This is a genomic window from Nostoc sp. DSM 114159, from assembly GCF_053470285.1.
This window is the reverse complement of record NZ_JBPFEH010000001.1, coordinates 2,684,563-2,707,804: the sequence shown is the minus strand read 5'-3', so window position 1 is coordinate 2,707,804 and position 23,242 is coordinate 2,684,563. Positions and strand designations below refer to the sequence as shown.

Here is a 23,242-nt window from a genome sequence, read left to right as displayed (position 1 = left end):
AGTTAACAAGTCCACTTGACACTGTGATGTGTAAGTGGGCTTTGTTTTATGGAAAACTCCATCATAATTTTCTATAATGCACAGTTAACTTGAGTTCATTCAACGGCTAAAATAGCAATACCGTTTAGTGAAGCCCAAAATTTTTGGTAAAGATGCGAAACTAAACTGTTATCCTGCTGCGCTAAGGTGTCTCTACAAGTTTCTCGGCAAACCTTAAACCAAAAATGTGTAGACCTCAACAGCACCCAAGCCCGACTAACAGAAAGAAGCGCAACAAATATTATTTCTGCAAAAAGTCAGGAACTTGTCAAGAAAATAATCTTGATTTTCAACCATAATCTAGCGATCGCTACCCAAACGAAACAAGTGATTCGATTTCAAGATGGTGTAATCAGCTAATCACGCTGTTTCTGGGTTTGTGTGCGTTTCCCAACCTTCTTCCTCTTTTTTTCAGTACACGTCGTAGTCGATCTGCACTCAAGTTTACTTGACGCTCAGATGCTAGTTTTTTTGCTAATTGTTTAGAGTTATAAGTCTCTGACTCTTGAGCTAAACAATTTTCGAGATAAACCAAATCTGATTCTGAATATCGTGGTTTTCCTCCTCGGCCAGGAGCATCCCATAAACCTGCTAAACCCATTTTTTCCCAGCGATGAAGGGTTTGACGCACTGTTGAAATCGCCCAATTCAAGCCTTTTGCAATTTGCTCATTTTTTAAGCCGCGAGTATTCAGCAGTAAAACTTGAGCGCGATCCTTAGTACGTTGAGGAACATCTTTGGCTTTTCTCAATTCTTCTAAAGTCAGCTTTTCTTCTTCTGTGAGAAACACTTTTAATCGGCATCCCATAAACAATAACCTTTTACAAAATCAATTTTTGTATCTATTTACGCCTGTATATTGAATTACTTAGGTATTTCATAATACATTTTAAATATTTTAACTACAAGTATTAGTGATATCGGCGTTTCTAAGGCTACTACGCGATAAGTATTGGCTTGGGAAAACTATCAAAATTTGCATTTTTTCATCAACAATGGATTTTGATAAGAAGTTCGGCACATCGAGATTACACATTAACCTATATAGGTAAAGCGATCTGATAGCCTGAAGCTGTAGCTTATAGCTATAACAAGAAAAATTTTTTGGCGTTATCTTGTTAATGTTTAAACTCGATAATAAAGGACTGTATCATTAAATTCCTGATATTATTCTTATGCTTACGGAGGTTTATCGAAACTTTAAAAATTATTTTTATGCTAGTTTCCTTTTAGATGAGCAAAAAAATATATACAAGCCTGCTTTCTTTTTATTCAACTAGTCTCTGGAAATTTGCCTTGATTATCTTCAAAAAAATATCTTTTTTCTCAACTTTACATAAAGTTTATATTCTATGCACCATATTTTTGGTTAAGACAACATATTGAATACCAATTGAATAAACTAATGTTAACAGCCGATGCGACGCTTTTTGCAAGCCTAATAAGGTTTGTCCTACCTTTCCTACTTTTCCTACTTTTCCTACTTTTCCTACTTTTCCTACTTGTTTAATTAAGTGAGTACCCGAAAAATATAAATTTTTCTACTTGATAAATATATCCTTTGACAATATGAAGTATTAAAAGTAATCTCAACTTGGTAGATAGACCAACAATCTAATCATAGTAAAATTATGCTTTCTTAGTTAAAGAATATAATTACTATGATATTTTTAAATTAAGATAAAACCAGATAAATAGCAAAAACAAGTACTCAGTAAAACTTAGGGATAAATTAATATTTATTGAGAATATTTTTTGAATCATATTTTTTGCGAAAAAACAGCAATAATTGATACAAGTTAAATTTTTAAAAAACTGATATTCATTACAACTTCAAAGAAAAATAATAGAGAGAATGGGGGCAGAAGAAAAACCTGTTAATTTGCGCTCGGAGACGAATAATGGTATCGATGTCTACGACCGGCAAGGCCCACGCAGAGAACGTTCAACATCGGCTAACTATACAAACTGTAGAAATTGCCCCTAACACAACGGCGATTCGCTCTCTTGACTGGGATCGCGATCGCTTTGATATCGAATTCGGATTGCAAAACGGTACAACCTACAATTCATATCTAATTAGGGGCGAACAAACAGTTTTGATTGATACTTCTCACCAGAAGTTTCGCGATTTGTATTTAGAGACTCTCAAAAGTCTTGTCAACCCCAAAACAATTGATTACATAATTGTTAGTCACACAGAGCCAGACCATAGCGGTTTGGTAGAAGATGTCCTCCAGTTAGCTCCAAGAGCCACTGTTTTAGCCTCAAAAGTTGCGCTGCAATTCCTTGAGGGATTAGTACACGATCCTTTTTCCAAGCGGGTTGTGAAAACTGGCGATCGCATTGATCTCGGCAAAGGACACGAAATGGAATTCGTGAGTGCGCCTAACCTGCACTGGCCGGATACAATCTTTAGCTTTGACCGCAAAACCCAAATTCTCTACACCTGTGATGCTTTTGGAATGCACTTCTGTGACGATCGCACCTTCGACGAAGATTTAGAAGCGATCGAAGCGGACTTTAGATTTTATTACGACTGCTTGATGGGTCCTAACGCTCGTTCGTTGTTGAATGCGATGAAGCGGATGGGCGAACTAGGAAAGATTAATATAATCGCCAATGGTCACGGACCATTATTATACCACCATTTAGATGTTCTAACCGGGTGCTACGAAAATTGGAGCCAAAGACAAGCTAAAGCAGAAACAACAGTTGGCTTGTTTTTTGTCTCAGAATATGGATATGGCGAACGCCTTGGTCACGCAATTGCCGAAGGTATCCTGAAAACTGGCGTTGGCGTAGAAGTACTGGATCTAAGTACTGCCCAGAGCCAAGAAATTCAAGAACTAGCCGGGAGAGCAGCTGGCATCATTATCGGGATGCCCCCAACTACCTCCGCCGCCGCCCAAGCTGGTATCAGTTCGGTGCTAGCTGTCGCCAAGAACAAGCAATTGATTGGGCTGTTTGAATGTTACGGTGGGGATGATGAACCCATTGATACACTCCGCAGACAATTTCTTGACTCTGGCATCAAAGAAGCCTTCCCACCCATTCGGATTAAAGAGGCTCCCACCGCATCAACATTCCAGTTGTGTGAAGAAGCGGGTAAAGACATCGGACAATTGCTAGTGCGCGATCGCAACATCAAGCAAATCAAGTCCCTTGATGTCAACATGGAAAAGGCACTGGGTCGCATTAGTAGTGGACTATATATAGTCACCACGAAAAAAGATAATGTCTCAAGTGCAATGCTGGCATCCTGGGTAACGCAAGCGAGTTTGCAACCATTAGGATTTACAATTGCCGTTGCTAAAGACCGCGCCATTGATTCCTTAATGCAAGTAGGCGATCGCTTCGTCCTCAACGTTTTGGAAGAAGGCAATTATCAAGAACTCAAAAAACACTTCCTCAAGCGCTTGCATCCTGGTGCCGATCGTTTTGCTGGAGTGAAAACTCAAACCGCGAAAAACGGTTCGCCGATTCTAACTGATGCTTTGGCATACATGGAATGTGAAATACAGACCAGTATGGAATGCAGCGACCACTGGATATTATACTGCACCGTCCAAGAAGGTCGTGTCTCCAAAAACGATGGATTGACAGCTGTTCGCCATCGCAAAGTAGGTAATTACTACTAAGAAAGAGGCAAGAGGTGACAGGTGACAGGGGACAGAAGAGAAAACTATCCCCTGTTCCCTATTCCCTATTCCCTATTCCCTATCCCCTGTTCTCTGTAACCTATTTCCAACAGCTATGACCAATTCCAAGCCACGTGACGTACAAGTTTTACCAATTGCTACCAATACTAAAGCTATCAGAGCGCGTAGTTGGTCACGTCTGCGGTTTGAAATTGAATACGCACTTGAAAGAGGTACAACCTCCAATTGCTATTTAATTGAAGCTGATAAAACCGCACTTATCGATCCACCGCCAGAAAGCTTTACCGAAATTTATTTAGAGGCATTGCGGCAGACTTTAGATTTACAAAGTTTGGATTATATCATCTTGGGTCATTTTAGCCCCAATCGAGTTGCAACCCTCAAAGCAATTTTAGAACTGGCACCACAGGTAACTTTTGTCTGTTCTCTTCCTGGTGCGAACAATTTGCGTGCTGCTTTCTTAGAGCAAGATTTAAATGTTTTGGTGATGCGGGGGAAAGAAACTCTGGATTTGGGTAAGGGTCATGTTTTGAAATTCTTACCCACTCCCAGTCCGCGTTGGCCGGAAGGACTTTGTACCTACGACCAGCAAACTCAAATTCTTTACACAGATAAGTTATTTGCAACTCATCTCTGTGGCGATGAAGTGTTTGATGATAACTGGGAAACGCTCAAAGAAGACCAGCGTTACTACTTTAACTGCCTGATGGCTCCCCAAACTCCTCATGTGCAAGCAGCTTTGGAAAAAATCTCAGATTTGCAGGTGAGAATGTATGCTGTGGGACACGGGCCCTTGGTACGCACCGGCTTAATTGAACTTACCAAAGCTTATGCAGAATGGAGCCGTTCTCACAACGATCGCGAAATTTCCGTTGCCCTACTTTACGCTTCAGCTTATGGGAATACAGCGACTTTAGCACAAGCGATCGCTCTGGGACTAACTAAAGGTGGAGTCGCAGTTAAATCCATTAACTGCGAATTTGCTACCCCTGATGAAATTCGCATCAACCTCGCACAGTCAGAGGGTTTTATCATTGGTTCTCCTACCATTGGTGGTCATGCACCAACTCCCATTCATACTGCTTTAGGGATTGTGCTATCGAGTGGTGACAACAGCAAACTCGCTGGGGTCTTTGGTTCTTATGGCTGGAGTGGCGAAGCCTTTGACTTAATTGAAGGTAAACTCCGGGATGCTGGATATCGCTTTGGCTTTGACACCCTGAAGGTGAAGTTTAAACCTGATGATGTTACCCTCAAGTTTTGTGAGGAATTAGGTACAGACTTTGCCCAAGCACTGAAAAAAGCTAAAAAGGTACGCTTACCCCAACAAGCCGCGACTCCAGTGGAACAGGCTGTTGGCCGGATCGTTGGTTCCGTTTGTGTGGTGACAGCGAAACAAGGAGAAGTGTCTACCGCAATGTTAGGCGCTTGGGTTTCTCAAGCCACCTTTAACCCACCCGGAATAACAGTGGCGATCGCCAAAGAGCGAGCGATCGAATCTTTGATGTATCCAGGCGGTAAGTTTGCCTTAAATATTCTACCTGAAGGCAATCATCAAGAATACATGAAGCATTTCCGTAAATCTTTCGCGCCTGGAGAAAATAGATTTGCCAACTTTAGCACAGCAGTTGCAGATAACGGTTGTACCGTCCTCACTGATGCACTAGCATATTTGGAATGTTCAGTCAACCAACGTCTAGAATGTGGCGATCATTGGGTTGTGTATGCAACTGTAGATGAAGGTAAATTACTCAAGCCTGATGCTGTGACTGCCATCAATCATCGCAAAACCGGCACTCATTATTAAATAATGAGAAATTTAACCTAACGAAACCGCTTTAGCTTAAATATAGCCAAGGCGTTTTATAACAAAAATTCTCTTTTTTCTTGTGGGATGGGTCGAAAAGCCCGTCCCAATTTTTTGTCGATATGCAGAATACGCCCAAATAAATTTTAGTTATCTAGAAGCCGATCGATCTTTAGACAGATGTTCAGGGTTATTTAAGTTTTAGATTATACACTATATACCCTTGTATTACAAATTTATCTATTGTTTTAAAAGGACTCCGACAATATTCTAGTAAATTTCTGAAATAAAGAACCACTGACTACGAACTATATCAAGAGCGATCGCTCATAACTGTTGATAAAACGCATATTGCCTAGAGCATCGACGACACATATTGCCTTATATCAAGGGTTTGGTAAATCTGCGTAACATAACTTTACAATTGTTCCAATTTCCACATATCTCGGCTGATCTACTATTAGGCTATTCTGAATCATGTAAATAGACCTTTAATATCCAAATGTTTAAAATCTGTCTAGCTATTGCTACTTTTTTACCTTTTATTTTCTTTCCTCTTTACTCACAATTGCTGCATTCACCACTAACTTCTATCAAGGTTGCTTTTCTTTTTCTTGCAACTGCTCACGTTGCAACTACTGGATATTTTTATTGGTGCAGAGAATTTAGAGAAAATATTATAGTTAAGAATAAGATGAGATACATATTCTTACCTATTCTGCTGTTTCTTGTAGCAGGATTTATTTATGCTTACTCACCGGATTTTTTAAAGATATATCTGCTGCTGTTCTATTGGGTTTGGCAATCTCACCATTACGGACGCCAAAACATTGGTGTGTATAGCTTCTGGGTTAAACGACCTCTTAAAAAGCTGGAAAGGCAGTGTATCACAATAGGAACATTAGCAGGTACATTTGCAGCATTGAAGATCGTAGGTTATGCAACCGCTCCTATTTTCTTACATCAATTAATTGATATGATGTATCATTTTGGACTGTTTCTTGCTGTTAGCGCTTTTCTTTTATCAGCTTGGACAATCTTCAAAGGTGCGAATCCTTTTCTTTTTGTTATGTCACTCTTTTTTGTTCCGGCTTTTCTTTCAAATAATATTGCCATAAGTTTTTATACTTATGCGATCGCACATGGTTTGCAGTACATCATATTTATGGGGGCGATCGCACTTGGGGATAGTAAGAAAGCCCTGATTCCTTTCAGTATATATATGATTATTGGTGGGGCGATTTTATATAGTAGCCAGTGGGCTGGTGATTCTGTGTGGATACAGTTCTTTGCTGGTGGAGTACTTGGTTTGACAATGGGCCATTTTATTGTAGACGCCCATGCATGGCGTTTGTCAATGCCAGTACAGAGAGAATTTGTGTTGAAGAGACTAACTTAATTCTCTTTCTGTTTTTTTTGAGAGTCTAAACCAAGTGAATTCCAGTAATAGCAACATTGAGAAACCATTTTTAGAAATCAACGCTTCTCGCCAATTTACCGCTTGGCTGTATGAGCAAAACCTCAGTTTGTCCTTCACTACCTATCAAGCGGGGAAGTTATTTTTCATTGGCTTGCAACCAAACGGCAAATTGTCAGTATTTGAGCGTACCTTTGAGCGGTGTATGGGGTTGTATGCCAATGGCAACAGCCTCTACATGAGTTCTCTGTACCAACTGTGGCGATTTGAAAACATTATCCAACCTGGAGAAAACCACCAAGGCTATGATGCTCTCTATTTACCCCAGATGAGTTATGTGACAGGAGATTTAGATATTCACGATATCGCTTTGAGTAAAGCAGAAGAGAAAGATTCAACTCCACAAAAACTATTATTTGTCAATACTTTATTTAGTTGTTTGGGAACAGTCAGCGAAACCCACAGTTTCGTTCCTCTATGGCAGCCAACCTTTATCAGCAAGCTGGCGGCAGAAGATAGATGTCATCTGAATGGGTTGGCAATGCAGCAAGAAAAACCGAAATACGTTACTGCTGTCAGTCAATCGGACGTAGCCGAAGGTTGGCGGGAGCATCGGGCAAATGGGGGCTGTGTTATTGATTTAGAAAGCAATGAAATCGTCTTGCAGGGGTTGTCTATGCCCCACTCCCCACGCTGGCATCAGGGAAAACTCTGGCTGCTCAATTCGGGTACGGGCGAGTTTGGTTTTGCCGACTTCAAGCGGGGAGTATTTGAACCAATCACCTTCTGTCCGGGATATCTGCGTGGTTGTGCATTTTATGGCAACTTTGCAATAGTAGGAATTTCCCAACCCAGGCATAACAAGACCTTCAGCGGCTTGGCTTTGGACGATAAATTGCACCAGAAAAATGTTGAGCCTCGCTGTGGGTTACTAGTGATTGACCTGAGAAGCGGTGATATTGTCCATTCCCTGCGAATAGAAGGGGTGGTACTGGAATTATACGATGTGGTAGCCCTTTTGGGGATACGTCGTCCGATGGCGATCGGGTTTCGCAGCGATGAAATTCGGCGGGTGATAACGGTGGGATAAAAAGCAATTCAAAATTTCCGAAAAATCAACATCAATGATGTCTAATTGAGCAATTTTTCACCTATCTAATCTCAACGGCAGCAACGGCTTTGTGATGTGGAATCAGAAAAATCGCGTGTGCAATTTCAGTATTAAAGCGTAAACAACATAAATTCACTTGTTGGAATTCCGCAATTGCCACAAAGACAATAGCAAAAACGCAGGGTAGCCTTTAACTAGAAAAACAGTATTAGGTAATTCCTAGACACAACTTTTATATTATTTTTCTTGTTCTTATGACTCCAAAACACACTAAAATTAAATTTCCTCTTTGGCAATATCTGAACCAACCCTTATTTAGTCGCGATACTAAATTAATACTGAATCCCCAACGTTTTGTATTAGTCTGGCGTCTGCAACTTTTAGAACGTTGCTGGACTAAAGAATGTGACGCCAAAGGGCCTCAACAGCATTAGATATTTGAAAAACTAGCTGCTGAACTCAACTATAAGCTGGCAAACTAAGCCTCGTCTACAGAACGTGGCTTTTTGCCATCAAGTAAAGTACTGACAGTCATATCTCCCATAACATTAATTGCGGTGCGGCAGCGATCCAAAAACCAGTCTACAGTCACTAGCAAAGCGATGTATTGGGTAGGTAAGCCAACAGAAGTGAACACTAGTGTCATTGTTACCAGTCCTGCATTGGGAATATTTGCCGCACCCACAGACGCAAAAATCGAGGTAAGGATGACAATTAACTGCTGTCCTAGACTCAGATGTTGTCCAATTAGTTGGGAAATATACAACGCAGACATTGCTTCATAGAGGGCAGTACCATCATTATTGAAATTTGCCCCGACTAATGCGCCCAAAGCAGCAGAAGATTCCCTTAAACCGACTTTTGTTTGCAAAACCTCAAAGGTTACGGGCATTGCCGCTGCTGAGGAAGAAGTTGAGAAAGCTGTCAAAAAGGCATCAGAACCACCAGCGAGGAATTTTAGTGGGTGTACCCAAGAACCAAATTTTACTCTGGTGAGGTAGTAGCACGCTTGCAATACCAGTGCTAACAATACGGCGACGATAAATGCACCCAAAGATTTAAACGGTGTAAATCCCTGCATCGCCACAGTTTTAGCCACAATCCCAAAGACTGCGAACGGTACTAAAGCAATTACCCAGTTAAGGATGCGGACTACCGCTTCAAATAAAATTCCGATGACATCCTCTATGGGCTGGAATCCATTCTTGCCTTGGGCGATTTGTTCAGATTTTAATGCCCGCAGGACGATGCCAAAACTCAGGGCAATCACAATCAACTGGATGACATTATTATCAACCAATGGCTTGAGGACGGCTTCTGGTACAGCATCTTTGAGTATTCCCCAAGGATCGAGACTCTGAGCAGTTATTGCCGTACTTGTTGAGGTGGCTACATTCCCCCAAGTCCCCGGACGCAGGACATTCGCTACGAAAAGCCCCACCAAAATAGCTACAGTAGTATTGGTTAAAAGTAGCACTGCCAGCCGCCGTCCGGCTGTACCAGGGATGTTGGTGGTCATTAAAGTATGCAGCACCGCTACCAAAATTAGGGGTGTAGCCAAGGCGCGGAGAGCCTTTAGCACCAATTCAGCCGGAATTGCTAAATTGTTGATTAAGGCAGCGTTGCTGGGATTAGGATTCCCTGCACCAAGGGCAATTCCGACGCTGACTGCCGCTATTAAGGCGATGAGAATTTGCAACGTGAGAGGGATACGCTGCCACCAAGGGCTAGCTTTGGTTTCAGGCGATGTAGTTCTCTCTGTTTGACTCATTGGCTAGATACTGGTTAACTGCTGTAACTATTAAAACAACACTAATGATATTGGTAATTCCAGAAAAAGAACAGCTTTAATTTTGGTTAAAAACTGTTAATCTAAGATTCCGTTGCTTTGCAAAATCTCGCTCAAAAGGGTATACCACAAGGTAGGCCCCTAGAGGTGTCTTGGCTTGTGGTTGGAGATGCTTATGTCCTTTGTTCCTTTACATATTCACAGTGACTACAGTCTGCTCGATGGGGCAAGTCAGCTACCAGAGTTGGTAGATCGAGCGATCACACTAGGAATGAAAGCGATCGCTCTTACCGATCATGGTGTCATGTATGGAGCCGTTGAACTGATCAAAATCTGCCGTAGTCAAAATATTAAGCCGATTATCGGCAATGAAATGTATGTAATTAACGGCGATATTGAAAAACAAGAACGCCGACCAAAATATCATCAAGTAGTTTTAGCTAAAAATACCAAAGGTTACAAAAATTTAGTTAAATTAACTACAATTTCTCACCTCCAAGGTGTTCAAGGTAAAGGAATTTTTTCTCGTCCTTGTATTAATAAAGATTTATTAAAACAATATCATGAAGGCTTGATTGTCACCAGTGCTTGCTTGGGTGGAGAAATTCCCCAAGCGATTCTCAGTAATCGACCAGATGCCGCCCGAAAAGTTGCTCAGTGGTATAAAGATGTATTTGGTGATGATTATTATTTAGAAATTCAAGACCACGGTTCCCAAGAAGACCGGATTGTGAATGTAGAAATAGTGAAAATTGCTAGGGAACTAGGGATTAAAATTGTTGCAACTAATGATTCACATTTTATTTCTTGCTTTGACGTTGAAGCCCACGATGCTTTGTTATGTATTCAAACTGGCAAGCTAATTATTGAAGATAAGCGGATGCGTTATAGCGGCACAGAGTATCTCAAGTCTGGTGAAGAGATGCGGCAGCTATTTCGCGACCATTTACCGGATGAGGTAATTGCCGAAGCTGTAGCCACTACTGAAGAAGTCGCTGATAAAGTCGAGCCTTACCATATCATGGGTGAGCCTCAGATTCCCACACCCCCCATTCCTTCAGGTCATACTGCTGATACTTATGCCGAAGATGTTGCATGGCAAGGACTTTTAGAACGATTAAATCGCAAATCTCGCCAAGAAGTTGATTCCGTCTATAAAGAAAGATTGGAATACGAACTGAAAATGATTCAGCAGATGGGTTTTTCAAAATACTTTTTAGTTGTATGGGATTATATCAAATTTGCTAGAGATAATAACATTCCTGTGGGACCAGGTCGGGGTTCGGCGGCTGGTTCATTAGTTGCTTATGCAATGCGAATTACTAATATTGATCCTGTGCATCATGGGTTACTCTTTGAGCGTTTCTTGAACCCAGAACGTAAATCCATGCCTGATATTGATACGGATTTCTGTATTGAACAACGGGATAAAGTGATTGATTATGTAACTGAGAAATATGGTGCAGATAGAGTTGCCCAAATTATTACTTTTAACCGCCTAACTTCTAAAGCCGTTTTGAAAGATGTCGCCAGAGTATTAAACATTCCCTATGGGGAAGCTGACAAAATGGCGAAATTAATTCCTGTAGTGCGGGGGAAACCAACTAAACTCAAGGTGATGGTTTCCGATAAAACTCCAGAACCACAATTTAAAGAAAAATATGATAAAGAACCCCATGTTCGACATTGGCTTGATATGGCGATGCGAATTGAAGGAACTAACAAAACCTTTGGTGTTCATGCAGCAGGTGTGGTAATTTCTGCCGATCCACTTGATGAAATTGTCCCGCTACAGAAGAATAATGATGGTTCTGTGATTACCCAATATTTCATGGAAGACCTGGAATCAATGGGTTTGTTGAAAATGGATTTTCTAGGTTTACGGAACTTGACGCTGATTCAAAAGACCGTTGATTTGATTCAAGAAACCAGAGGATATCGGGTCGATCCTGATGAAATTCCCCGCCAGGAAAGAAAAGCCCAGAGAATATTAGCTAAAGGCGAACATAGCAGTTTACCTAAAGATGTCCAAAAAACTTATGAATTATTAGAAGCAGGTGAATTAGAAGGGGTATTCCAATTAGAATCTTCTGGGATGCGTCAGATAGTGCGAGATTTGAAGCCTTCTAATATAGAAGATATTTCTTCGATTTTGGCACTTTATCGACCTGGGCCACTAGATGCGGGGCTAATTCCTAAATTTATTAAACGCAAACATGGGCAAGAAAAGATTGATTATCCGCACACTATTGTGGAACCAATATTAGACGAAACTTATGGAATTATGGTCTATCAAGAGCAAATCATGAAAATTGCTCAGGATATGGCGGGATATTCTTTAGGACAAGCTGATTTGCTGCGTCGGGCGATGGGTAAAAAGAAAGTTTCTGAGATGCAAAAGCAGCGAGAAAAATTCGTGGATGGCGCAGCAAAAAATGGCGTTCAGAAAAAAGTTGCGGATGAATTATTTGAGCAAATGTTAAAGTTTGCGGAATATTGTTTAAGCTATGACACGGAAATATTAACAGTAGAATATGGATTGTTGCCCATTGGGAAAATTGTAGAAAAAAGCATTGAATGTAATGTGTACAGCGTTGATAAGAATGGGAATATTTACACGCAACCTGTAGCACAGTGGCACGATCGCGGACAACAAGAGGTGTTTGAGTATTGCTTGGAAGATGGTTCAATAATTCGGGCGACAAAAGACCATAAATTTATGACTGTTGATGGTCAAATGTTGCCAATTGATGAAATATTTGAACGGGAATTGGATTTGATGCGGGTAGAGAATTTGCCGAGTTAGCCAAAATAAAACTTGAGTAGTATGAGATTACGCTGTTGAATTAGCAGCGATCGTATTTGCAAGACAAATACTTTTATTTTTATGGTTGCTGAAAGCGATATCGCTCCACTGATGGATGTACATGACGGCGATCTTTATAGAGAAAGGGTGATGCTATGCTTGCTATAAAAAGGATTGAGGATACAGTACGATGAAAACTCGCAGCTTTGCAGTCCTCATTTATAAAGAGGACGATATGTATATAGCTGAGTGTCCCGAAGTTGGTACGGTTGATCAGGGAGAGACAATCGAACAAGCAATTGCTAGCTTAAGACAGGCAACGCAGCTTTACTTGGAGGAATTTCCTCTACCTGAAACATCTCCAAGATATATGACCAGCATTGAAATCACCTATGCCTAAGTTGCCACGAATCTCAAGTAGAGAGGCAATTCGGGCACTGGAGCGTTTGGGTTTTGAGCAAATTCGACAAAACGGTAGTCATGTTGTGATGAAGAAGCAAACACCAGAAGGCACAATTGGCTGTGTTGTACCTGTGCATCAAGAACTGAAGGTAGGAACATTGAGCGGCATTCTTAAGCAAGCACAAGTTACACCGGAAGAGTTCATAGAAAATCTGTAAGCGATCGCTTTGAGTGCGAATTGGATTTGATACAGGTTGATGCGACTGGGGAGACAAGGAGAATAACCCGTGTTTCATGCCTAATACCCAATGACTCAATACGCTTGGGTTAAGGGCTACTGGCAAAAATTTTGGGTTTTTGAGACGCGATAAATCGCCGTCTCTACAAGTGTTTTGTTGCTCATTCTGAACTGTATTGCCCAATGACAAATGACTAATAACTAATGACCATTTGTGGTTTTCCCCAAAGGATGGTTTCTTGCTTGTAAATGGCAATTCCGGGTTTTGCTCCTTTGGGTTTGTAGACGTGTTTTGGCTGAGTGTAAACTACTGGCACTTGCTCGCTCTGACGGGCGCGACTGTAATATGCAGCAAGATTAGCTACAAATTGCAAATCAGCTTCTTCGGCAACAGCACCCGGTTCTAGACGTAGTAACACATGGCTACCTGGAATTTCTTGAGCGTGGAACCATAAGTCATAATCCCCTGCTACACGAAAGGTTAATTGGTCATTTTGGCGATTGTTACGACCGATTAAAACTTCAAAGCCATTAGGCGTAAGGTAACGATAAAAGTTAGTGCTGGGAGGTTCATTGGCACTGCGGCTGCGGTATTCTGGATCTTCCAGATATTTTTGCCCAATTAACTCTTCGCGGATTTCTTCTAAAGCTCGCAAATCTTCTGCTGTTTGGTAGGTGTCTATCTGAGCGTTGGCGTAGCCCATCGAAGATATCGCAGCTTCTACTTGTTCTAAATACTCAATTTCTGTCTGCACTTCCAATAGTAGCGGTTCGACGGCAGCACGAGCGCGTTTCAGCTTTTGGTGCTGTTTATAAAGACTTTGAGCATTTTGGACGGCATTTTTATCTGGCTGGAGAGCGATCGCTACTGGCAAATTTGTCTCAAAATCAGCAAGGATAATTTCTTTCATCCCTGGTTCCCAGTTTTGCAAATGAGCCATCAATAAATCAGCTTTTTGCCGATACTCATCGGCTCGATCTGATTGCTGCAAGCGCGTCTCAAAGGTTTGAGCTTTATTGTGTAATTTCGCCAGAATATTATTCAATTTCTGACTCAACTGATGGCGCAATTGCGAAAATAACTGTTCGTTAATCTTGTTACTGTAATAGTGGTTGAGTAACTCCTGAATATTTTTGACCTTTTCAACTGCACCCCAACCCATTACGGTATAACCATCTTTTGTCCAAGCGGGTTGAAATTCTTTGGAATCTAGAGCTTGCAGCCATTCTTGCCAACGCTCAAATAGCCGTCGCCAGTCGTTGGGGTTGAGAGTATGGGTGGATGTTTCTGGTGCAATATTTGCTTCTAGCAGCATCAACTCCACTAGTACAGCACTCAAGCCACTATAACTTTTGAGCAATTGCTGCTTAATTGCTCCTGGTACTAAACTTACCCGTTCTTGCCAACGTTCTTGAGATTCGCTCAAGTAGGGGACATTTCTAGTTAGTTTCGGTGGTGTTTCATAAGGTTGTCCGGTTTGGATGGGACGGACACTAGATTGTTGCTGACTGACTTGATGAGCGGCGGTGATAATTATATTGTTAGCGTCGGTGAGAATGACGTTGCTATACTTGCCCATGATTTCTGCATAGACATGATATAGGGCGCTTTCTCCCGGACGACGGGCAAATTGTAAATCAATCACCCGCTCCCAAGGAGCGATCGCTTCAATCGCCACCAGTGCTAAACCATTCAATTGGTGTATCAGTTGTTGGCTAAAGGTAAAGGTATCTGGCGATCGCGGTGGGGGATCGCCGATGCAAATATGTGCAGCTTGGGGATGCCAAGAAATCTGTAGCCAATCTCGCTGCTTTATGGTGCGTAATGCCACAGCAATAGTATAGCGATCGCGCTGGTAAACCTGTTCTAAGCGTGATGGTAGCCAGTTAGCGCGGATTTCGCTACAAGCAGCTGTGAGAGTGGTAAAGTCAACTGGTTGCAAAGCGATTACTTGTTAACATTCAAATGGTAGCGATCGCCATGCCTTTATTTTTGTTTAGTTAAAGCATAACAGACCTCAACTATCATAGCGGTTACTTGGTTTGGTGATAGCTGCGAATCAAAAAACGCAGAAATTATCATAAAATAAGCTTCTGCGTTTAAGTAATAAGTTCGTTTTTTATACAGTTTGTTTTTGGTGTTGAGTTTTCCAAGCTCAGGCGATGCCTACGGTGGTCACTGAGCTTCTTGCCTTGAGTTTCGACTGCGCGGTAATCGAGCGAAGTCGAGATTCAACTACCGCGAAGCCGAAAGGTGTCGAAGTGTGGTCAACTCTTGGAGAGGCTACGCCAACGCTGCTGCCAAATTTAAACCCAAAATTTTATCCGAGTTACTCACTCACCATTATCTGTTAAACAAAAGCGTTATTTAGCAGCCAAAACTGGTTCTTTTGCTGCTGATTGCACTAGTTCGGTGGTTGAGTGTACTAGTTCTTTGGCTGCTGATTGCACTAATTCGGCGGTTGAGTGTACTAGTTCTTTCGCTGTTGACGCTACTGTTTGTGGCTGCATCAGTTCGGTGTAAAGTTCACTCAGTTGATTTGCAACACCATCCCAACTAAACTTAGTTTCGACGCGCTTTCTACCAGCTTTACCCAATTGATCTCGCCATTCTGGATTTAAGAGAATTCGGTCAATCGCAGAGGCAAAAGCATCTACATCTTGCGGTGGAGCCAATAAACCAGTTTTTTCATTAACTACAGTAAACTGAAGTCCGCCGACATCGCTTGCTACTACTGGTGTACCGCTTGCCATCGCTTCGATCGCTACTAATCCAAAGGGTTCGTAGTGACTGGGAACAACGCAAACATCGGCAGCGGCGTAATAAGTTGGTAAAACATCTTGACTCAGACGACCTGCAAAGGTGGTAAAGTCGCTCATTCCCAATTCGTTGACGATTTGCCCAATGCGATCGCGCTCAATTCCGTCGCTGTTACCTGGAGTGCTACCACCACCAATAATTAGCTGGATATTTTTGGAGTCGCGTAGTTGAGACTCGTTTACTGCCCGTACCAAAGTTTCTATACCTTTGCGTTGGTCAAAGCGCCCCACGTATAGTACAACTTTGGCTTCTTTGTCAATCCCTAATTCAGCCCTGGCTGCTTCTCGTCCAACAGAGCCAAAGCGCTGAATATCTGTACCACATGGAATGATATCGATATTGCCTTTTGTAGAAACTAGCGATCGCATGTGTTCCTGTTCTTGCGGACTTGTCGCTACAATTCGCTCTGCTTTTTCCAACACTTGTTTTTCCACTGCTAATCGCTGACTAGCAATCAAAGGAATATTTTCTATAGTGTTGTACTTGACTGCTCCTAATGAGTGGTAGGTGTGAACCTGTTTACTCTTTTGGATTTTATTTAACTGCATCCCCACCCAACTAGAGAGCCAGTAGTTAGTATGAACCAATTCGTATGTAATTTCGTTTTTTATTTGAAATTTGAGGAAATTATCCACAAATTCTGGCAGATATTCAAAAATTTCATCTCGCGGCACAAACTCAAGGGGGCCAGCTTTTAAACGGATAGTTCGACAATTGTTGCTATGTTCAACTATCGAGTCTTGCTCCAGACTTACTTTGCGGGTAAACATATCAACTTGCCATCCCAGCTGCGCTAGTGCTTCACCCACATTACGCACATAAACATTTTGTCCCCCAGCTTCTTCTTTCCCTATCTCAATCGCTGGGTCTCCGTGGACGGAAATCAAGGCGATACGTTTTTCGGTGGTAGAGTTCATAGTTTGTGTGTTGCTGATTTTAACAAAGTTTTGGATTGTTCCAAACACGTGTATAGCACACTTGCCAGAATTGTTTAGGAACTTTGATTATTATTGACTTTAATTTACTATGTCTAATTTTTTTTAACATCCTCTGTCAGAAATATACATTTAGTTTCTTCAGATATAGGAAATTGTTATATCCGTATCTCATCCTTTTGATAGATAAACATGAGATTTTTTCATTCATGTCTAGCTCTAATTTCATAGATATGGCAATTTTAATTAGCTCTCTACCTAGAGACTCAGTTCTCTGACTTGGGCGAGGATATATCCTTTCTGGGGCAGGTTTTTTTGATTAGACAAATTTTTGGGATTTTAAAACCAAAACCATTGTCTGAGAACTTAAAACTACGTTCAATAATTGAGAACATTCTCAACTATTTATCGAAAGCCTAAAAGCCTGCCCTTGAAAGGAGGATATATCTGGTGAATAGGGGGTTTGACCCCCTAACACATCTCAGAGTAGGAAGTCAGAATTCAGAATTCAGGATTCAGAATCAAGACGCGACGCTATCTACTTTTTCGTTCAAAAGACCCTTCTTGTATTCTGGCGACTGACGCCTTTATTCTGTTTCGATAAAAATATATTTATTTAGCTTATATTCTCTAAAAGAAATTTAAATTCTGTTTTTACGCAATTCTACTGATTTTGCTTCAAACTAATAAATATAGATAGTCACCACCAATTTTCAAACGGAGAAGATTAATATATGAGTTTGATAGATGGTATATTTCTGACGATATTAAATACTGTTGTCTGTCTAGCACTGCCTAAGCTGGTATCTGTAATTCTGTCTGTCAAAAACCAAAACACTGAGTCTTCAAAGTCTGCTATGACATCACAAGATTCTAACTCTGAAATTCCCAGTTTTTCTTAATGTAAACTGACGAGCTATAGATATCGCCTTGATGAGGAGAAAACTTAGTTATTGGTGCAAGGCGATATCTGAACAATTTATTATACAGATTGTGTTTTGGGAAAAGAATAAAAGCTGTTTTTCCATTCAACCTAAAATTTATACAGGAAAAAGCTGGTCTACAGTACAGCTAAAACCAGGCAATAGCCCAGAAATGAGACGATCGCTACTAAATAAAGTTACTACCAAGTTAAGTTGACTTTGTTCGCGCCGATAGACCTCTAGTTTACGCGATCGCCAATCAGCTATCCAATATTCTTTTACTCCTCTAGAAGAATAAAGTTTAAGTTTGGCTTCCTTATCTCGTCTTTCGTCTGACTTACTTTCAGACAAAACTTCTACTACTAAATCTGGTGCGCCAGTTAAATGTCCCGCTTCATCCAATGTTAGCGCCAAGGTTTCTTTAGTAGCCCAAACTACATCAGGAATCACATTGTCTGATTCTGAAAATAAAACGCCGGGGTTGATTACAGCTTCTCCTAAACCAGTAGACTCTGACCAAATATTAAGCTGTTGGAAAATTCTGCCACAAGTTTGCTGATGTTTAAAGTGAGGTGCCCTGGTCATAAATAATTCTCCATCAACTATCTCGTAGCGCGTCCCCTCATTTTCTGCAAAGAGTTCCACATCGTGAATTGTCCAGCGTACTCCATTATTAAGCATCTCACTCATCGGCTAACTCCTTTAATCTTGTTTATTACTTGTTCTGAACAAATTATCTCTTGCGATTTTCACGCCGCCACTTACTCCGTACTAAACGAATTTCATCAAAAGTGTAGCTTTCGCCTAGTTGTTCTTTGATAGGAGTTAGGGAAATGTCACCAAGTACTTCTAAAACTTGCCAAATTTTTTGTTGATGTTCTAAAGGTACTAATTGATTTAAATCAACTGGCTGATTTTTTTCAATTAGTTTTTCCAGATGATTGCTAACTGTTGCTGGACTAAGATTGCGCTTTTGGGCAATTTGAGCGATATTTAAACCTTGTTGATACAATTGTAATGTCTGCAATTCAGTATAAGAAGAAGATGATTTGGCAGAAGATACAGAAGTAGCAGATTTATTTTGCAAACCTTTTTCTTGGCGGTAAGCGCGAATTTCTGTAAGAAACTTTTCACCATATTGAGCGAGTTTGTGACTACCTACACCAGAAAGTTTGGCAAATTCAGCTAAGTTTTGGGGTTGCACCTGTACCATCAATTTTAAAGTGGAATCGTGGAAGATGACGTAAGGTGGTACAGATTGCTCATCAGCTAATTCTTTACGTAGCGATCGCAACTTCTGTAATAATATTTCTGCAACTTCTGCTTTTTCACTCTCCGGTTCCCAAGTAACCTTTTGCACTGTGGTTACAGCTAGGGAAACTGTGCGTTGTTTTCGCATGACTTGCCAACTTAAGGCATTTAGTTTTAAAACTGAGTAACCATCGCTAGTTTGTTCTATTAACCCTTGATGTAAAAGCGATCGCCCCAACATTCGCCATTCATCTACAGTTCTATCTTTACCAATACCATAAGTAGAAAGTTTGTCGTGTTCGTACTGGAGAATTTTGTCTTTTTTTGCTCCTCGCAACACATCAATTATGTGTAACATTCCAAACCTTTCTTTGCAACGCGCCACACAAGATAAAAACTTCATGGCTTCAATTGTCCAATCTTGCACGGGTTTGGGATGACGACAATTGTCACAATTACCACAATTCCCAGGAAACCTTTCGCCAAAATAACCCAGTTGAATTGTTCGCCGACAATCAGTCCCTTCAGCGTAATCGATCATCTGACGCAGTTGTTGTTTAGCAATCAACTGTTCTTGAGGGTCAGCTTTTTGATCGATACTCCATTCAATTGTTTTAACATCACCAAAGCTGAAAAATATTGTACATCGAGATGGTTCTCCGTCTCTACCAGCCCTACCCGATTCTTGATAATAACTTTCTATATTTCTGGGCAGATCGAAGTGAACTACCAACCGCACATCGGGTTTATTAATTCCCATCCCAAAGGCGATTGTTGCCACCATCACCCGGACATCATCTCGAATAAATCGCGTTTGATTGCTACTACGTTCTTCATCAGTTAATCCGGCGTGATAAGGCAAAGCAATAACTTTATCATTTTGGAGTTTAAAAGTTAATTCATCAACTTTTTTCCGAGTTAAAGAATAAATAATTGTCGAACCTTCAGTTTCTCGAATTAGTTCTAATAATTCAGCGTAAGCATATTTAGTTTTAGGACGAACTTCGTAATAAAGATTTTCCCGGTTAAAACTGGCAAGATGAATGCTTGGTTGCTTTAGTCCTAGTTGTTGAATGATATCACTACGGACGCGATCGGTTGCTGTGGCGGTGAGAGCGACTGTAGGCACATCAGGATAGCGTTTCCGCAGAGATTTCAACTGGCGATATTCTGGACGAAAATCATGTCCCCATTCCGAAACACAGTGCGCTTCATCAATAGCAAAGCTAGAAATACCGATTTTTTCTTTAACTAAATCAAGAAACGGGAGAAACCTTTCACTGAGGAGACGTTCCGGAGCAACGTAGAGTAATTTTACTTTACCGCTGAGGATGGCATCTTCGCGCGATCGCACTTGGTAAGCATTCAAACTGCTATTGAGAAATGTCGCATTAATATTATTATTTCGCAATGCCTCTACTTGGTCTTGCATCAAAGCAATTAACGGCGACACCACCACTGTTAGCCCATTTTTTAACAACGCTGGTAGCTGAAAACACAAAGATTTCCCCCCACCAGTCGGCATCACCACCATTAAATCTCGATTTTGCAGCGCATCTTCGATAATTTGCCGTTGTCCAGGGCGGAATTGATCGTAACCGAAGTGATATTTTAGCGCTTGTTCGAGATGGGGATACTGAAGCATAGCGATCGCTTTTTCGGAGCCGTTCTGCGTGGGTAGTTATTAAAGATATCAGGATTTTAACTCACATCATCGCCAGCTTTGGTCAGAGTTGTGTTTGTGTTTGCCATTTAAATTTGCTAGTAATAACCAACCTACACATCGGCTGCACTTGGGTTATTGAGATATTCCCGTAATTCTTGAATTGCTTCGGCAGCAGTCTGGACTTTGAGCCTACCTGCTTGAAATTCAGCAATGGAAGCTGCTGCATCTGACGCAATTTCATCTCGCCGACTTTCAATAATTCTGCTTTTGAGAATTTGTACCAGCATTTCTTGCTGCTCTAAAGTAAGCTCCATTGCGGCATCTAAAACTTTATCTAGGTTACTCAATTGCTCGATCCTCTTAATTATTTGGGTTGATACAGAACTTGTAAGATATAAAAAACTTAAAAGTCTTATCCTTATCGCTTTTTGAGCTTCGTCAAACTCATATTAACTTATTGCACTAAATCAACCTTTATACATGAGAGATGTCTACGACGGGCTACGCCTATGCTTGACTTTAAAAACTGGCGTGACAATATTAGCGATCGCACTTGTATTGAGCTAATAAACATCGTCATGAGTAAGTCAGCATTACGACGAGTAAATTTTCGGAAAGCTGTTTTAAATTTACTCGTAATAACTAACTTATACATCGGCTGCACTTGCGTTATTGAGAGTTTTTTAACGAGCGTTATTCTGAGGTTTCCCTAGCAGCTCTTGACTTTGAACAGTGAGGAAATTGCAGGGATGTAGTAATATCGGTGCATTTTAGCTGTGATTCTAAAGCATCAATCTTTCGTAAAAGCGATACTCCCCACACTATAGAAATCACTAATTTAATGGTCATTCCCACGAGCAAAAGTGTCACTATTGTGGCATTTTTCTTTTGTTGAGCCAGCCTTTTTTGTTGTTCTGCAAGTCGTGCTTCTACTTCTTGAGCGCGTTCAGCTTCTAAAGCCTGTTGTACTTCTCGCCGATCTAATTCTTCACTAGCAGCTAAAAATCGATAATCTAAGTTGCTCAAGCTTTTACCCTTTGCCCACGTTTGAGCATCAATCAAGGCTTGTCCGCGCAATAGGCGAGATTTATCTTTTTCTTCTGAGGCTACCCATGCATTGAAGTTTTCGTAGTAAGGACGCAAGTAAGCTAGTTTTTTTGCAACCCATTCTAAATTGAAAACTTCTTGATAAATTCGGTTTTTTACTTGGAGACAACCTTGTTTTTTGATTACCAAACCAGACAGCAAAAGTTCTACCTGTTCTCGACTATCATCAACTGGTACTTTCAATCCTTGGAGGACTTGTTGATAAATTCCTAGCAATCTAGCAGCAAATTTTTCTTTTCTGAGGATGCGATCGCGAATAGTTCGCAAATGCTCCGGTTCATCTTGTGATTCCCATTTCTCAATGACGTGCGATCGCACCACATTTTCTATCCAAAATTCTTCTGTGCCAGGGGGAATTTTTAGCTTTCTACCTAGATCGTCTTGAGATAAACTCACAATTAGTCTGCACAGCTTTTGAGTAAGAAATGGTTGTCCTTCTGTCCAAGCTAATATTTCTTTCAAAACTTTCTGAGGATGATTGTCTTTAATATCTAATCCCAAAGATAGTGGTTGAGCTTCTTCAAAGGTAAAACCATTGACTTGTATAGTTTTACCAATATTAAACGGGGTAGTATTATCTCCATATATAACTAAGTCTGAAGGTGTCGCAACCCCAAAAATTGCAAATGTTATTCGATGATACTCTGGATTAATTGCTCGTTGGTTATAACAGAATCGAATTATGTTAAAAAAGTCATCAACGGAGAAATTGAGGTTGAGTATACTATCAATTTCATCAATAAAAATAAATAGCCTTTCGTTAGGAAACTGAGCTAATAAAACTTCCGAAATAAATCGACTGAGTTTCTGAATCAAACAAAGATCATTTTGTTCTTGCCACCAAGTTTTTAAATTAATTTTTCCTAACAGTTTAAAACTTAACCATAAGTCACCAACAACTCCTTTGTACCACTGCTCTGGAGTTATATTTTCACAACCAATATTAGTCATATCAATGGTGGCACATTTAAAGCCCTCTTTTTGCAAACGGTGCTTTGTTTTTACCATAAGTGAAGATTTACCCATTTGTCTACAGCTTAGGATGTAGCAAAATTCACCTTGTTTCAAAGCTTCGTAAAGTTCCATATCCGCTCTGCGCTCAACATAGCTAGGAGCGTCATTAGTGAGAGTACCACCAACTTGGTATCGATAATTTTTCATTTGATTGATTTTTAATTTTAAGTTTCTTCTATATCTCAATAGACTTCTTGGCATTGGTCGGGGTAAGAGCTGATTCGTAAAGAAAATCTGAAGGGTACTTAACTCAT

Annotated in this window: 18 protein-coding genes and 1 pseudogene; 10 read left to right on the top strand and 9 right to left on the bottom strand. The window is 40.7% G+C overall.

From position 1 onward, the window contains the following. Positions 1-186 precede the first annotated feature (186 nt). A complete protein-coding gene (locus ACR5KR_RS11170) occupies positions 187-399 on the top strand; it encodes a hypothetical protein (protein WP_445626489.1) in 213 nt (70 codons plus the stop codon). On the opposite strand, the gene ACR5KR_RS11165 is transcribed toward ACR5KR_RS11170, so the two are convergent. Continuing rightward, positions 392-847, bottom strand: coding sequence for a helix-turn-helix domain-containing protein (locus ACR5KR_RS11165; protein ID WP_445626490.1), 456 nt, complete (start codon positions 845-847; stop codon positions 392-394). The two genes, ACR5KR_RS11170 and ACR5KR_RS11165, sit on opposite strands and share 8 nt — an antisense overlap. Before the next feature lie 1,093 nt (positions 848-1,940). Here ACR5KR_RS11165 and ACR5KR_RS11160 point away from each other — a divergent pair. From ACR5KR_RS11160 to ACR5KR_RS11140, 5 genes are all read left to right on the top strand, one after another. Beyond that, positions 1,941-3,680 carry a diflavin flavoprotein gene (locus tag ACR5KR_RS11160; RefSeq protein WP_445626491.1) on the top strand — a complete coding sequence of 580 codons (1,740 nt, stop codon included), beginning with the start codon at positions 1,941-1,943 and terminating at the stop codon, positions 3,678-3,680. A gap of 115 nt (positions 3,681-3,795) precedes the next feature. Beyond that, positions 3,796-5,508 carry a diflavin flavoprotein gene (locus ACR5KR_RS11155; protein WP_445626492.1) on the top strand — a complete coding sequence of 571 codons (1,713 nt, stop codon included), beginning with the start codon at positions 3,796-3,798 and terminating at the stop codon, positions 5,506-5,508. Between the two features lie 502 nt (positions 5,509-6,010). Beyond that, positions 6,011-6,907: a hypothetical protein gene (locus tag ACR5KR_RS11150; RefSeq protein WP_448266569.1), complete on the top strand. Its 897-nt coding sequence runs from the start codon at positions 6,011-6,013 to the stop codon at positions 6,905-6,907. A 34-nt stretch (positions 6,908-6,941) separates the two neighbouring features. Then, positions 6,942-8,015, top strand: a complete 1,074-nt coding sequence (locus tag ACR5KR_RS11145; protein ID WP_448266568.1) for a TIGR03032 family protein — start codon at positions 6,942-6,944, stop codon at positions 8,013-8,015. Between the two features lie 275 nt (positions 8,016-8,290). Continuing rightward, entirely contained in the window at positions 8,291-8,470 is a 180-nt protein-coding gene (locus ACR5KR_RS11140; RefSeq protein WP_322679176.1) for a hypothetical protein, read from the top strand. A 44-nt stretch (positions 8,471-8,514) separates the two neighbouring features. Here the strand turns inward: ACR5KR_RS11140 and ACR5KR_RS11135 are convergent, their stop codons facing one another. After that, positions 8,515-9,807 (bottom strand): dicarboxylate/amino acid:cation symporter, encoded by a 1,293-nt coding sequence (locus ACR5KR_RS11135; protein WP_445626495.1) that lies wholly within the window; start codon positions 9,805-9,807, stop codon positions 8,515-8,517. Positions 9,808-10,000: 193 nt separating this feature from the next. On the opposite strand from ACR5KR_RS11135, the gene ACR5KR_RS11130 reads away from it, so the two are divergent. The 3 genes from ACR5KR_RS11130 (at position 10,001) to ACR5KR_RS11120 (ending at position 13,251) form a co-directional block, all read left to right on the top strand. Continuing rightward, complete coding sequence (locus ACR5KR_RS11130) at positions 10,001-12,631, top strand: DNA polymerase III subunit alpha (RefSeq protein ID WP_448266567.1); 2,631 nt, start codon at positions 10,001-10,003, stop codon at positions 12,629-12,631. Between the two features lie 190 nt (positions 12,632-12,821). Then, complete coding sequence (locus ACR5KR_RS11125; RefSeq protein WP_445626497.1) at positions 12,822-13,031, top strand: type II toxin-antitoxin system HicB family antitoxin; 210 nt, start codon at positions 12,822-12,824, stop codon at positions 13,029-13,031. Then, positions 13,024-13,251, top strand: a complete 228-nt coding sequence (locus tag ACR5KR_RS11120) for a type II toxin-antitoxin system HicA family toxin (RefSeq protein WP_448266565.1) — start codon at positions 13,024-13,026, stop codon at positions 13,249-13,251. Before ACR5KR_RS11125 ends, ACR5KR_RS11120 begins: the two co-directional genes overlap by 8 nt. Before the next feature lie 214 nt (positions 13,252-13,465). On the opposite strand, the gene ACR5KR_RS11115 is transcribed toward ACR5KR_RS11120, so the two are convergent. Both ACR5KR_RS11115 and ACR5KR_RS11110 read right to left on the bottom strand, forming a co-directional pair. Beyond that, complete coding sequence (locus ACR5KR_RS11115) at positions 13,466-15,214, bottom strand: Rqc2 family fibronectin-binding protein (protein ID WP_448266564.1); 1,749 nt, start codon at positions 15,212-15,214, stop codon at positions 13,466-13,468. 559 nt (positions 15,215-15,773) lie between these two features. Then, a pseudogene (locus ACR5KR_RS11110) lies at positions 15,774-17,009 on the bottom strand (glycosyltransferase family 4 protein); the annotation flags it as partial. Positions 17,010-17,761: 752 nt separating this feature from the next. Between ACR5KR_RS11110 and ACR5KR_RS11105 the strand changes: the two are divergent. Further along, a complete protein-coding gene (locus ACR5KR_RS11105) occupies positions 17,762-17,929 on the top strand; it encodes a hypothetical protein (RefSeq protein WP_448266563.1) in 168 nt (55 codons plus the stop codon). A gap of 138 nt (positions 17,930-18,067) precedes the next feature. Here the strand turns inward: ACR5KR_RS11105 and ACR5KR_RS11100 are convergent, their stop codons facing one another. From ACR5KR_RS11100 to ACR5KR_RS11080, 5 genes are all read right to left on the bottom strand, one after another. Beyond that, positions 18,068-18,640 (bottom strand): Uma2 family endonuclease, encoded by a 573-nt coding sequence (locus ACR5KR_RS11100; protein ID WP_448266562.1) that lies wholly within the window; start codon positions 18,638-18,640, stop codon positions 18,068-18,070. 43 nt (positions 18,641-18,683) lie between these two features. Further along, positions 18,684-20,846: a DNA helicase RecQ gene (gene recQ, locus ACR5KR_RS11095; protein ID WP_448266560.1), complete on the bottom strand. Its 2,163-nt coding sequence runs from the start codon at positions 20,844-20,846 to the stop codon at positions 18,684-18,686. Between the two features lie 131 nt (positions 20,847-20,977). Continuing rightward, positions 20,978-21,214, bottom strand: a complete 237-nt coding sequence (locus ACR5KR_RS11090; RefSeq protein ID WP_448266559.1) for a hypothetical protein — start codon at positions 21,212-21,214, stop codon at positions 20,978-20,980. 107 nt (positions 21,215-21,321) lie between these two features. Continuing rightward, positions 21,322-21,522, bottom strand: a complete 201-nt coding sequence (locus ACR5KR_RS11085; RefSeq protein WP_448266558.1) for a hypothetical protein — start codon at positions 21,520-21,522, stop codon at positions 21,322-21,324. Positions 21,523-21,560: 38 nt separating this feature from the next. Continuing rightward, positions 21,561-23,135 carry an AAA-like domain-containing protein gene (locus ACR5KR_RS11080; RefSeq protein WP_448266557.1) on the bottom strand — a complete coding sequence of 525 codons (1,575 nt, stop codon included), beginning with the start codon at positions 23,133-23,135 and terminating at the stop codon, positions 21,561-21,563. Positions 23,136-23,242: the final 107 nt, after the last annotated feature.

Bases quoted from the DNA above. Each gene is read 5' to 3' on its own strand.
- ACR5KR_RS11165 (WP_445626490.1), bottom strand. From the start codon at position 847: ATGGGATGCCGATTAAAAGTGTTTCTCACAGAAGAAGAAAAGCTGACT.
- ACR5KR_RS11160 (WP_445626491.1), top strand. From the start codon at position 1,941: ATGGTATCGATGTCTACGACCGGCAAGGCCCACGCAGAGAACGTTCAA.
- ACR5KR_RS11155 (WP_445626492.1), top strand. From the start codon at position 3,796: ATGACCAATTCCAAGCCACGTGACGTACAAGTTTTACCAATTGCTACC.
- ACR5KR_RS11150 (WP_448266569.1), top strand. From the start codon at position 6,011: ATGTTTAAAATCTGTCTAGCTATTGCTACTTTTTTACCTTTTATTTTC.
- ACR5KR_RS11140 (WP_322679176.1), top strand. From the start codon at position 8,291: ATGACTCCAAAACACACTAAAATTAAATTTCCTCTTTGGCAATATCTG.
- ACR5KR_RS11135 (WP_445626495.1), bottom strand. From the start codon at position 9,807: ATGAGTCAAACAGAGAGAACTACATCGCCTGAAACCAAAGCTAGCCCT.
- ACR5KR_RS11130 (WP_448266567.1), top strand. From the start codon at position 10,001: ATGTCCTTTGTTCCTTTACATATTCACAGTGACTACAGTCTGCTCGAT.
- ACR5KR_RS11125 (WP_445626497.1), top strand. From the start codon at position 12,822: ATGAAAACTCGCAGCTTTGCAGTCCTCATTTATAAAGAGGACGATATG.
- ACR5KR_RS11120 (WP_448266565.1), top strand. From the start codon at position 13,024: ATGCCTAAGTTGCCACGAATCTCAAGTAGAGAGGCAATTCGGGCACTG.
- ACR5KR_RS11105 (WP_448266563.1), top strand. From the start codon at position 17,762: ATGAGTTTGATAGATGGTATATTTCTGACGATATTAAATACTGTTGTC.
- ACR5KR_RS11100 (WP_448266562.1), bottom strand. From the start codon at position 18,640: ATGAGTGAGATGCTTAATAATGGAGTACGCTGGACAATTCACGATGTG.
- recQ (WP_448266560.1), bottom strand. From the start codon at position 20,846: ATGCTTCAGTATCCCCATCTCGAACAAGCGCTAAAATATCACTTCGGT.
- ACR5KR_RS11085 (WP_448266558.1), bottom strand. From the start codon at position 21,522: ATGTATAAGTTAGTTATTACGAGTAAATTTAAAACAGCTTTCCGAAAA.
- ACR5KR_RS11080 (WP_448266557.1), bottom strand. From the start codon at position 23,135: ATGAAAAATTATCGATACCAAGTTGGTGGTACTCTCACTAATGACGCT.